We start from the raw sequence: 11,812 nt of genomic DNA on the forward strand, positions 1-11,812 counted from the left end.
TGTCAATTCGCTGCAACGCGGCGTGACTGGTTTCACGCAGCGTCCGCGACGCGAAGCTTTATAAATAGGGGTTTGCCTGCAGCCCAAAAATCGAGAGGGACATAAAATTACAAAAACGGAACGTCAGGGATTGAAAAGTTGCGCAGCCATGCGTATCCCTCTGAACGAACACCGCCCGATTCTGCGGCGCGGCAAGGACAGACAGGAGAAAGCCATGGCCCTTGATCAGGAAACCGGTATCGCGCCCTACGATGCGCCGGAGAAGGACCTTTACGAGATCGGCGAGATGCCGCCCCTCGGCTACGTCCCCCCGAAAATGTACGCTTGGGCGATCCGTCGCGAACGCCATGGCGAGCCCGAGCAGTCGTTCCAGCAGGAAGTCGTCGACACCTGGGAGATCGACAGCCACGAAGTGCTCGTCCTCGTGATGGCCGCGGGCGTGAACTATAACGGCGTCTGGGCCGGTCTCGGCGTGCCGATTTCGCCCTTCGACGGCCACAAGCAGCCCTATCACATCGCGGGCTCCGACGCGGCGGGCATCGTCTGGAAAGTGGGCGACAAGGTCAAACGCTGGAAAGTCGGCGACGAGGTGGTGATCCACTGCAATCAGGACGACGGCGACGACGAGGAGTGCAACGGCGGCGACCCGATGTTCTCGCCCAGCCAGCGGATCTGGGGCTACGAGACGCATGACGGCTCGTTCTCGCAGTTCACCCGCGTGCAGGCGCAGCAGCTGATGCTGCGCCCGAAGCACCTGACCTGGGAAGAGAGCGCCTGCTACACGCTGACGCTGGCCACCGCCTACCGGATGCTGTTCGGTCACCACCCGCATGAGCTCAAGCCCGGCCAGAACGTGCTGGTCTGGGGGGCCTCGGGCGGTCTGGGCTCCTACGCGATCCAGCTTGCGAACACCGCAGGCGCCAACGCGATCGGCGTGATCTCGGACGAGAGCAAGCGTCAGTTCGTGATGGATCAGGGCGCCAAGGGCGTGATCAACCGCAAGGACTTCAAATGCTGGGGGCAGCTGCCCACGGTCAACACGCCGGAATATAACGAGTGGTTGAAAGAGGCCCGCAAGTTCGGCAAGGCGATCTGGGACATCACCGGCAAGGGCGTGAACGTGGACATGGTCTTCGAACACCCCGGCGAGGCGACCTTCCCGGTCTCGACCCTGATCGTGAAGAAGGGCGGCATGGTCGTGATCTGCGCCGGCACCTCGGGCTTCAACTGCACCTTCGACGTGCGCTACATGTGGATGCACCAGAAGCGCCTGCAGGGCTCGCACTTCGCCAACCTCAAGCAGGCGGCTTCGGCCAACAAGCTGATGGTGGAGCGGCGTCTGGACCCCTGCATGTCCGAGGTCTTCCCGTGGGATCAGATCCCGCAGGCTCATACCAAGATGCTGCGCAACGAGCATAAGCCGGGCAACATGGCGGTGCTGGTTCAGGCCCCGAAAACCGGGCTGCGTACCTTCGAGGACGCGCTGGAAGCGGGTCGCCGCGGCTGACGACCCCTTGATGTTTCACGGGAAACCCGCGCTCGGGAGGGCGCGGGTTTTCTTTTTGGGGGTTGAGGGGCGCGCCCGAGCCTTGGGTGGGCGCTTGATCGGTTCGTGGCTGGGCGCTTTATCTCGCAAGCCCGTCGCTCATTCGTGCCTGCGCTGGCATCGCCAATGCGCCCTCCCAGGGGGAGGGTCGGGCGCGGCCCGGGGCTAGTCGCCCCGCGCCAAGGACGCAGTCCCAAACGAAAAACGCCCGGCCTTTTGGACCGGGCGCTTCGTGTTCTCTTGCCTGCTCTCAAGCGGCTTCGTTCGCATCCTCGGGCTGCTTCGCGCCGGTCATGTAGGCCACCGCATCCGACATCGAATGGTTCTTCGGATCGATCACGCAGAGCCGCTTGCCCAGCCGGTGGACGTGGACACGATCCGCCACCTCGAAGACGTGCGGCATGTTGTGCGAGATCAGGATGATCGGCAGACCTTTTGCCTTGAGGTCGAGGATCAGGTTCAGCACCTGACGGCTCTCCTTCACGCCGAGCGCCGCCGTCGGCTCGTCCATGATGATCACTTTCGACCCGAAAGCCGCCGCACGGGCCACGGCCACGCCCTGACGCTGACCACCCGACAGCGTCTCGACCGCCTGATCGATGTCCTGAATAGTCGCCAGCCCCAGATCGTTGAGCTTCTCGCGGGCGAAGGCGCGCATCGCGGGCTTGTCGAGCATCCGCAGCCATTTGCCCATCGGACCGGCGCGGCGCAACTCGCGCCCGACGAACATGTTGTCGACGATCGACAGCGCGGGAGAGAGCGCGAGCGTCTGGTAGACCGTCGCGATCCCCGCATCCTGCGCCTCGAGCGGGCTCTTGAAGGAGATCGATTTGCCTTCGAGCTTGATCTCGCCCTCGTCGGCCGTAACGGCCCCGGAAATCGCCTTGATGAGCGAGGATTTCCCGGCCCCGTTATCGCCGATCACGGCCAAGATTTCGCCCGGGTAGAGATCGAAGTCGCACTCGTCGAGGGCGGTGACGCGGCCATAGCGTTTGACCAGACCGCGTGCGGTGAGAATGGGTTCTTGCGTCATGCCGAAACCTTTCTGATCCATTGGTCGATAGCGACCGCGATGATGATGAGCCAGCCGATGGCGAAGACCTGCCAGAGCACGTCCACATTCGCGAGCCGCAGCCCCGACTGGAACACGCCCACGATCAGCGCCCCGAACAATGCGCCGAGGATCGAGCCGCGCCCGCCGAAGAGCGAGATGCCCCCGATCACCACGGCGGTGATGGAATGCAGGTTCGCCTCGTAGAAGGCCTGCGGCGAGATCGAGCCCACGCGGCCGATCGACGCCCAGGCCGCGATCGCGCAGACGAGGCCGGCCAGACCGTAGACCGACAGCAGCGTGCGGTCGGTGCGGATGCCCGCCAGTTCCGCCGCCTCCTTGTCGTCGCCCACGGCATAGACGTGGCGGCCCCAGGCGGTCTTGTTCAGCAGATACCAGAGCACGAGGAACACCACGACCATCAGGACCGAACCGTAGGTCAGTCGCGCGTTGCCGACGGTGATCGTGTTGCCGAAGAATTTCAGAAGGGGCGCGAACTTGTCGATATCCTGCGAGCGGATCGACTGCGCGCCCGAAAGCCACAGGTTCAGCGCGTAGAAGATCGACCAGGTGCCGAGCGTGGTAATGAAGGGCGGCAGTTTCACCTTGGTGACGAGGAAGCCGTTCAGCAAACCGGCGCCGGTGCCGCCGGCGAAGGAAATCAGCAGCGCGATCGGTGCGGGCACGCCCATATAGACGGCAAGGTTGCCGGCGATCACCGACATCAGCACCATGATTGCGGCCACCGACAGATCGATACCTGCGGTCAGGATGATCAGCGATTGCGCCGCAGCCAGCATCCCGATGATCGAGACCTGCTGCATGATCAGGGTCAGGTTGAAGGCGGAAAAGAACTTGCCCCCTGCGACCAGGCCGAACACGGCGACGGACAGCAGTAGCACGATCACCGGCACCATCGTCGGATTGCCGTGCAGCCCGTGCTGGATCGTGCCGAGAAGCCCGCGTTTCTTACTCTTGAAGGCCGCGACGGTCTTGTCGCTTTGGTCGAGGCCGTGCTCGAAGGACTGGCCGCGAGGCGGAACGGTCTGGGTCATGTCCGTCATCCTCTTTGTGCAATGTGGGGTGAAAGGCCGTCACGCGGCCCAAAGGAAAGGGCCACCGCGCGGGGCGGCCCTTCCGGTCTTTCAGGCGGGGATCAGCCCCAGCACTGCTTCAGGCCTTCTTCCGACGAGATCGAGTCGATGCCGTCGACCGGCTGGTCGGTGATCAGCGTCACGCCGGTGTTGTAGAAGTCGAGACCTTCGGAGTTCTGCGGCTTGGTGCCATCCTTCGCGAAGGCCGCGATCGCTTCGATGCCCATCGAGGCCATCTTCAGCGGGAACTGCATCGAGGTCGCGCCGATAATGCCTTCCTTGACGTTCTGAACGCCCGGGCAGCCGCCATCGACCGAGACGATGATCGCCTGATCCTGCATGCCGACCGATTTCAGCGCCTCATAGGCACCGGCGGCAGCGGGCTCGTTGATCGTGTAGACGACGTTGATGCCCGGATCCTTCTGGAGAAGGTTCTCCATCGCGGTGCGGCCGCCTTGCTCGTTGCCGTTGGTCACGTCATGGCCGACGATGCGCGGATCGTCTTCGTCGCCGATCTTTTTCTCGTCTTTGATGTCGATGCCGAAGCCCTTCATGAAGCCCTGATCGCGCAGGTAATCGACCGAAACCTGGCTCGGGTTGAGGTCGAGGAAGCCGATCTTCGCATCCGCGGCCTTGTCGCCCATTTTCGCCTTGGCCCACTGACCGATCAGCTCGCCTGCCTTGAAGTTGTCGGTGGCGAAGGTCGCATCCGCAGTGTCGGCGGGCTCGAACGGGGTGTCGAGCGCGATCACCAGCGCACCGGCCTCGCGCGCCTTCGTGACCGCGGGCGCAAGCGCACGGCTGTCGGACGGGGTGATCAGAATACCCTTGGCGCCTGCCGCGATGCAGCTTTCGACCGCCGCGACCTGGCTTTCCACGTCGCCGTCGAGCTTGCCCGCATAGGTGTTGAGCGTGATGCCCATCTCTTTGGCCTTGGCCGAGGCACCCTCTTTCATCTTCACGAAGAACGGGTTGGTGTCGGTCTTGGTGATCAGGCAGGCGGTGGTTTCCGCCCAAGCGCCCGTCGCCATCAGCCCAAGCGCGGTCGCACCGAGAATTGCGGTTTTCTTCATCATGTCAGGTCTCCTCCCAGAAACAATTCAGCCGTCTCTCCGATCGGCTTCGAGGCAAATCATGTGCGAAGACGGGGCGACTCGTCAATAGATAAATCACGTGGATTTATTAATTGACAGAACACCCTCTGGAAGCCGATAAATACTCAGCGTAACTTAAGCGCGAGCAGCCTCGGAGAATGAACTGTGCCCCAGCGCGTGATGGAAATGATCAAGACCGCCCCGGTGAAAATTGGCACGGATCATTCCTCGATGCGCAACCGCAACGAACGGCTGGTGATGTCGCTGATTCGCCGCCGCGGCGCCTTGGCGAAATCAGAGATCGCGCGGATGACGGGCCTCTCGGCACAGACCGTTTCCGTCATCATGCGTGCGCTCGAAGATGAAGGCTTCCTGCTGCGCTGCGACCCGGTGCGCGGCAAGGTCGGCCAGCCCACGGTGCCGATGCGCCTGAACCCGGAAGGCGCCTATTTTCTGGGCCTGAAGGTCGGACGCCGCCGCAGCGAGGTGATCCTGATCGACATGATGGGCACGCCGATCTCGCGCAGCGTCTCGCGCCACGACTACCCCACCGCCGCCGATACCATCGCCTTCGCCATCGACGCGATCGCGCGGATGGTGACGGAATTGCCCGCCTCGAAACGCGAACGCATCTCGGGTCTCGGCATCGGCGCGCCGTTCCGGATGTGGGACTGGGGCGTCGCGCTCGGGCTGGACGAAAGTGCGATGGCCGATTGGCGCGAGCGCGACATCCGCACCGAGCTGGAAGCGATCTACCCGTTCCCCGTGGTGCTGGAAAACGACGCCTCCGCCGCCTGTTCGGCTGAGCTGTTGCTGGGCGACCAGACCCTGCCGGACGATTTCCTCTATGCGTTCGTGGGCTTCTTCGTGGGCGGCGGGCTGGTGATGAGCGGCTCGCTTGTGACCGGTCCCAACAACAATGCTGGCGCGCTTGCCTCGATGCCGGTGCCCGACGGTCACGGCGGCCAGTGCCAGTTGCTCGACGTGGCCTCGCTCTCAGCCATCGAAGCGGCCATGGCGGAGCGTGGCCTCGATGCGAGTTTCCTCTGGGAGCGGCGCGATGTGTGGGATCTTCCCGAAGACATCGTCGAGGACTGGCTCGCGAAAGCGGCGCGCGGTCTCGCGACTGTCGCCGCGTCCTCGGCGGCGCTGTGCGATCTCGACGCGATCGTGATCGACGGCTGGATGCCTGACGATCTGCGCGCGCGGCTCGTCGCCGCCACCGAAGCGGAACTGGCGAAAATCAACCTCTCGGGCGCGGGCGTTCCGATCGTGCGCGAGGGTCAGGTGGGCCCCGATGCGCGCGCGCTGGGGGCCGCGACCCTGCCGCTGAGCCTGCGTTTCCTGACCGAGATCGACCTGCCCGATCAGGCCGACTGACCCGGCGCGGCGAAGCGCAGCGACACGATCAGGCCGGGGCGATTGTCGGACAGTTCCAGCTCCGCCTCGTGCAGCCCCGCCACCGCATGAACCAGCGCAAGCCCCAGCCCGTTGCCCGGCGTCGTGCGCGAGCGTTCCAGCCGATAAAGCCTGCGCAGAACCTTCTCGCGCTCGGCCGCAGGAATGCCGGGACCCCGATCGGCCACGCTCAGAATGATCGCGCCGTTCTCGCGCGACAGGTGCACCGAGATCTTCGGCGCGGGGCCACCGTGACGGATCGCATTCTCGATCAGGTTCGACAGCATCTGCCCCAGCAGCCCCCGGTCGCCATGCACCATCAGCGGCGCATCGGGCCGTTGCAGGGTCAGCGCCCCGCCCGCCTCTTCGGCGCTCGCCTCGTAAAGCTCGGTGATATCGGCTGCGAGCGCGCCCAGATCGACCCGCGCGAAGCGTGCCTTGGGGCTGCCGCCCTCGATCTGCGCGATCCGCAGGAGCGAGTGGAACACGGCCACCGCGCGTTCGGCCTCGGTGCCTGCCTGCTCGGCCAGCGCCCGGGGCGGCGTGTCCTCGGGCAAAGCCTCTTGCAGCTCCGACAGCAGCACGGAGATCCGCTGCATCGGCGTTTTCAGGTCATGGGCGATATCGGCGGAGACCTGACGCAGCGCCGCCACCGTGGCCTCCTGCGTCTCGGCCATCACGTTCAGCCGCGCCCCGATCCGTGCGAGGTCGTCGCCGCGTTTAGCCTTGATCTCGTCACGCGGCACCCGCGCCTCCAGCCGCCCCTCGGTCAGATCGTCGAGCGTCTCCTCGATCGCGCTCACCCGCTTGCGCGCCCGCATCCCGACCCACGCGCCATAGGCGGCAGAGACCAGGAGCGACGGCACGAAGGAGAAGACGAGGATCGCGAGGAAAGTCGAGGTCAGTTCGGCAATCGGCGCGCGGCTCTCGCCGATCACCAGCAAGCCGCCCGCGAGCGGCATGGTCAGCGTGAAATATCCATGTTTCGAGAGCGGCGCATATTCGGGATGCCGCGAGATGACCCAGCGGTCGCCCTCATGCGTGACCCGCACATTGCCGACCTGCCGCCCGTCGGACATGACGAAGGCGATGGCGCGCTCGGACGGATCGGACGCCCGCGCCTCCGCCGAGACGATCACCGAGAGCGTCTCGGGGTTGGCGGCGACCTGAAACACCGCCGTCTGCTGCTTGAGATCGGCGCGGATCGAATCCTCGGTCGAGGAGCGCAGCGCGACATAGGCAAAGCCCAGCGTCACCAGAAGGATCGCGAAGACGATCCCCATCAGCCCGAGCGCCTGCCGCAGCGGCGTCGAGGCAAGGATTTCCGCGCGGTTCAGACGTGCCTTCATCAGCCCTCGATCCGGTAGCCCGCGCCGCGCACGGTGTGGATGAGGTCACGGTCGAACGGCTTGTCGACCTTGTTCCGGAGCCGCGAGATATGGGTTTCCACGACATTGGTCTGCGGGTCGAAATTCAGATCCCACACGCCCTCCAGCAGCATCGTCCGGGTCTGCACCCGGCCCTTGCGGCGCAGCAGGAATTCCAGAAGCGAGAACTCCCGCGGCAGAAGGTCGATCTCCTGCCCGCTGCGCGTCACCTTGCGCGCAATCAGATCCATCTTCAGATCGCCCGCCTCCAGCATCACCTGTTCCGACTGCGCCTGCGGACGGCGCGCCAATGCGGCGAGCCGCGCCGACAGCTCGCCGAAGGCGAAGGGTTTCACGAGGTAATCGTCCGCGCCTGCGTTGAGCCCCTCGATCCGGTCATCCACACCGCCGATCGCGGTCAGGAAGATGATCGGCGTCGTGACCTTCGCGGCGCGGATCGCGCGGGTGATCGAAAGACCGTCCAGCTCGGGCAGCATCCGGTCGATGATCATCACGTCGTAGCTGCCGCCCAGCGCCTGGGTCAGCCCGTCGCGGCCATTGGCGAGATGGTCGACCGTATGGCCCTCTTCGCGCAGGCCCCGCAGAACGTAATCGGCGGTGGTCGCGTCGTCTTCGATCAACAGCAGTTTCATCGCACTCGCTTTCTCGGTTCGCGACATATGTGGCCGATGCCACCGCACAAGTCACGCACCCCTCCCCTAAAGGTGAAAAGGATAACAGCTCTGCAATCTTCCCGCAGAGTTCCTGACAGGCTAGGCCCTCACATAGGGTGCATCCCTGTCAATAAGGAGAGAAAGATGCAGGACATTCGCAAAGCTCCCCTGCTGCGCACCCTCGCGACCACCGCAATGCTCGGCGCCGGCGTCGTGGCAACAAGCGGGCTCGCACTGGTCCCGAACGTGGCCGCCGCCGAAACCTTCACCAACACCGTCGATCTGGTGAAGAAGGTGATGCCCGCCGTGGTCACCATCGAGATCAAGAAGCAGGCCAACGATCAGGAAATGGCCCAGATGGGGATGCCGCAGGATTTCCCCTTCGAGTTCTTCCAGCGTCGTTTCGGCATGCCCGACATGGGGCCCAACGGTCAGGGCCAGCAGATGCAACGTCCTGAGATCACCGGCCTCGGCACCGGCTTCATCATCCAGAAAGACGGCCATATCGTCACCAACGCGCATGTCGTCGACGGCGCCGAGAGCGTGAAGGTCACCTTCTCCGACGGCTCGACCGCGGATGCGAAAGTGATCGGCGAAGACAAGGCCACCGATATCGCGCTGATCAAGGTCGATACCGACAAGGACCTGCAGACCGTGGGCTTCGGCGACAGCCAGACCGCACAGGTCGGCGAGCCGGTCGTGGCGATCGGCAACCCGTTCGGCCTTGGCACCTCCGTGTCGACCGGCATCGTCTCGGCCAAGGGCCGCGACTTGAAATCGGGCCCGTTCGACAACTACATCCAGACCGATGCAGCCATCAACAAAGGCAACTCGGGTGGCCCGCTCTTTGACGCCCAAGGCGAAGTGATCGGCATGAACACCGCGATCCTGTCGCCCACCGGCGGTTCCGTCGGGATCGGTTTCTCGGTGCCCTCCGACACCATCAAGGGCGTCGTCGCCGATCTGCAGAACAGCGGCACGGTGAAACGCGGCTTCCTTGGCGTTCAAATCCAGCCGGTCAGCGAGGACATCGCTGCGGCGCTGGGTCTCGACAAGCCCGAAGGCGTGCTCGTGGCCGATGTGTCGCCCGATACGCCCGCGAAGAAAGCTGGCCTGAAGCGCGGCGACATCATCGTCGGCGTCGATGGCAAGCCGATGAAAGAGCCCCGCGATCTGACCCGTGCGATCGGGTCCGACGAGCCGGGCACCGAAGTGCAGCTCTCGCTGCTGCGCGCGAACAAGCCGCTCACGCTCTCCGTCACTCTTGATGAGCGGCCCACCGAGAAGACCAAGTCGTAATACTTGACGTCTATCGGTTAGAAGGCACGCCCGGAGCATCTGCTTCGGGCGTGACTTTTATTTTGAAGGGTCAGTTTGCGCTGTCGGGCGCGGAGGCCGGCCCAGTCTCGGGAGTAGCCTCGGGAGTAGTCTCGGGCGCAGCTTCAGCGGGCGGCGTGATCGTCTCTGCCACCTGATAGAGCCGCCAGTCGTCCTGCCGGAAATGCCGCTCCGCAATCTGGTTAAGCCCGTCGACGCCCTCGACCGGCTTCGCGGCGAGCACGAGACCGCCGGGATGATCCGCCATCCAGCGCCCCAGATCGGCGCTGTTGCCAAGCACCGTCACAGGCTTCTCAAGCCGCGCAACAAACGAGAACTGCCCCGCATAGCCGCGATCAGTGGTCGCCACGCCATTCTCGGAATGCGCGGCGATCAGGCTCGCGATCGGGGCCGGATCGTAGACTTTCCAAAGGATCGGCCAGACCATGATCTGAATGGCGATCAGCACCAGCGGCGCGACGAAAGCTTCGGCGAACCAACCCTGCCGCGCCCTCATCACGATCAGCGCGCCGCCCACGAGCAGCGCCACACCCGCGATCACGAAGAGCCACGAGCCGGTGCCCTCGGGCAGTTCCGGGAACGCCCCGAAATGCACCGATGCCGCAGCGATCGCCGTCGCCACGCCGGGCAGAAGCCACAGCAGGCGCAGCCAGCGCATCCGACGCTCCGCCGTGGGCAGCAGCCCCGACAGGATCAGCGCCAGCGCAGGCAGTTCCGGCACGAGGTAATGCGCCTGCTTTCCCGAAATCAGCGAGAAGGCGACGAAGGCGGTCGCGAACCAGACCGCCACCATGCGCGTGCCCGCATCCTCCCAGAGCCGCGAGGGTTTGAACGTGGCCAGCCCCGCGCGGCTCCAGCCCCACGGCCAGAGGAAGAAGGGCAGCAGCGCCACGAAGAACCAGACGGGACGGCCATGAGCGAAGCTTTCCACCATCCGCCCGGCGCTTTGCTTCCACAGGATCTGCTCGCGATATTCCGCACCGCCGAAGATGATCGCGGGGCCGAGCCACAGCAGCACGATGCCGAAACCGATCAGAAAACCGATCCCGATCCGCGCATACCACTGCTTGAGCGCGGGCCGCTCCGCCCCCGTCGCCCAAAGCGGCATCAAAAGCGCGGTCGGCAGCACATGCACCAGGATCACCGGCCCCTTGGCGAAGACGCCGAAAGCCAGCGCGATGCCAAGCCCGATCACCGGGGCGAAGCGATCCGTGTCGCGCATCGCCCAGACCGCGAGCATCCCCAGCAGAGTCGCCGCCGTCAGCATCGTGTCGAACATCGTCGTGGAGCCGAACAGCAGGAACACCCCGCTCGTCCCGAGGATCAACGCGGCGAGCCCCGCGCGCTCGGGTTCCTCCGGCCAGAGCCTGCGCGCGAGCATCGCCACCAGCCCGACCGACAGCAGCCCGAAGGCGGGCGCGACCAGCCGCGCCGCCCATTCGCTGGGGCCCGTGACGCTCCAGACGATATTGATGAGCCAGAACAGAAGCGGCGGCTTGTCGGAATAGATCGCGCCGTTGAGATGCGGCACCAGCTTGGAGCCGCCCTGCCACATCTCCCAGGCGACGGTGACATAGCGCGTCTCGTCGATCGCCATCAGCGGGCGCATGACCATCAACACCACCGCGCTCAGCGCGAAAAGGAAAAGCGCCCCGATCAGGGGAACGCGCCAAGCGGTCGAACTCATAGGCGTGTCTTTCTGTCGTCTGTGTCGAAGGGTTCCATATTGCTTGACCCCCGAATGCCCCCGCATGTCAAGCCACACGACCATCACGGCTTCAGGATACGGGCTCAAAACTAATTAAGAAAAACTTGGAACTGCCCGGAGAGGGGCGACGTTGGATGTCCGAAGATACAGAAGGGAGACACGTACCATGAAGAAGATGTTCCTCATCCTGCCGCTCAGCGCCACCGTTGCCGTTGCAGGCTGCCAGATGTCGCAACAAGACCGCGCTGCCGCGACCGGCGGTGTTGCCGGTGCCGCTATCGGCGCTGCTGTTTCGGATGACGGCGACCGCGTCCAGAACGCCGCGATCGGCGGCGCAGTCGGCACCGTTGCCGGCGCTCTGATCGGCAAAGCCAACCAGCCGGGTCAGTGCCGCTATCGCGACTCCTATGGCCGCGAGTACATCGCGCCCTGCTAAGGCCCCGCCACAGGTAACCTCGAAAACCGTTCGGACCCTCATCCGAACGGTTTTTTCATGCGCGCATGGCGGGATGTCCCGCAGACGTGACAAGCGCGGATTGTCG

At 64.6% G+C, this 11,812-nt stretch carries 10 protein-coding genes; 4 read left to right on the plus strand and 6 right to left on the minus strand.

The features are described from left to right. The first annotated feature begins 214 nt into the window (after nucleotides 1-214). Nucleotides 215-1,507 carry a crotonyl-CoA carboxylase/reductase gene (gene ccrA / locus AKL02_RS18645; RefSeq protein WP_083077973.1) on the plus strand — a complete coding sequence of 431 codons (1,293 nt, stop codon included), beginning with the start codon at nucleotides 215-217 and terminating at the stop codon, nucleotides 1,505-1,507. A 289-nt stretch (nucleotides 1,508-1,796) separates the two neighbouring features. Here the strand turns inward: ccrA and AKL02_RS18650 are convergent, their stop codons facing one another. From AKL02_RS18650 to AKL02_RS18660, 3 genes are all read right to left on the minus strand, one after another. Next, nucleotides 1,797-2,579 carry an ATP-binding cassette domain-containing protein gene (locus tag AKL02_RS18650; protein WP_083077974.1) on the minus strand — a complete coding sequence of 261 codons (783 nt, stop codon included), beginning with the start codon at nucleotides 2,577-2,579 and terminating at the stop codon, nucleotides 1,797-1,799. Next, complete coding sequence (locus AKL02_RS18655) at nucleotides 2,576-3,652, minus strand: ABC transporter permease (RefSeq protein WP_078521410.1); 1,077 nt, start codon at nucleotides 3,650-3,652, stop codon at nucleotides 2,576-2,578. Before AKL02_RS18655 ends, AKL02_RS18650 begins: the two co-directional genes overlap by 4 nt. Nucleotides 3,653-3,753: 101 nt before the next feature. Beyond that, entirely contained in the window at nucleotides 3,754-4,764 is a 1,011-nt protein-coding gene (locus tag AKL02_RS18660; protein WP_078521667.1) for a sugar ABC transporter substrate-binding protein, read from the minus strand. Nucleotides 4,765-4,950: 186 nt separating this feature from the next. On the opposite strand from AKL02_RS18660, the gene AKL02_RS18665 reads away from it, so the two are divergent. Continuing rightward, nucleotides 4,951-6,165 (plus strand): ROK family transcriptional regulator, encoded by a 1,215-nt coding sequence (locus AKL02_RS18665; RefSeq protein ID WP_332836454.1) that lies wholly within the window; start codon nucleotides 4,951-4,953, stop codon nucleotides 6,163-6,165. Here AKL02_RS18665 and AKL02_RS18670 read toward each other — a convergent pair. Together AKL02_RS18670 and AKL02_RS18675 are read right to left on the minus strand one after the other, a co-directional pair. After that, on the minus strand, nucleotides 6,153-7,532 hold the full coding sequence (locus AKL02_RS18670; protein ID WP_083077976.1) for a sensor histidine kinase: 1,380 nt from the start codon (nucleotides 7,530-7,532) through the stop codon (nucleotides 6,153-6,155). The two genes, AKL02_RS18665 and AKL02_RS18670, sit on opposite strands and share 13 nt — an antisense overlap. Then, complete coding sequence (locus AKL02_RS18675; protein WP_083078094.1) at nucleotides 7,532-8,203, minus strand: winged helix-turn-helix domain-containing protein; 672 nt, start codon at nucleotides 8,201-8,203, stop codon at nucleotides 7,532-7,534. The genes AKL02_RS18670 and AKL02_RS18675 overlap by 1 nt, the downstream gene beginning before the upstream one ends. Nucleotides 8,204-8,368: 165 nt before the next feature. On the opposite strand from AKL02_RS18675, the gene AKL02_RS18680 reads away from it, so the two are divergent. Next, entirely contained in the window at nucleotides 8,369-9,523 is a 1,155-nt protein-coding gene (locus AKL02_RS18680; RefSeq protein WP_083077977.1) for a S1C family serine protease, read from the plus strand. A gap of 70 nt (nucleotides 9,524-9,593) precedes the next feature. On the opposite strand, the gene AKL02_RS18685 is transcribed toward AKL02_RS18680, so the two are convergent. Continuing rightward, nucleotides 9,594-11,249 carry an ArnT family glycosyltransferase gene (locus tag AKL02_RS18685; RefSeq protein ID WP_165756981.1) on the minus strand — a complete coding sequence of 552 codons (1,656 nt, stop codon included), beginning with the start codon at nucleotides 11,247-11,249 and terminating at the stop codon, nucleotides 9,594-9,596. 187 nt (nucleotides 11,250-11,436) lie between these two features. Between AKL02_RS18685 and AKL02_RS18690 the strand changes: the two genes are divergently transcribed. Next, the gene (locus tag AKL02_RS18690) at nucleotides 11,437-11,706 is read left to right on the plus strand and encodes a YMGG-like glycine zipper-containing protein (protein WP_075776878.1); all 270 of its coding nucleotides are present in this window, start codon (nucleotides 11,437-11,439) and stop codon (nucleotides 11,704-11,706) included. The last annotated feature ends 106 nt before the right edge of the window (nucleotides 11,707-11,812 follow it).

Origin of the sequence: Thioclava electrotropha (assembly GCF_002085925.2) — a bacterium.
GTDB classification, from domain to species: Bacteria; Pseudomonadota; Alphaproteobacteria; order Rhodobacterales; family Rhodobacteraceae; genus Thioclava; species Thioclava electrotropha.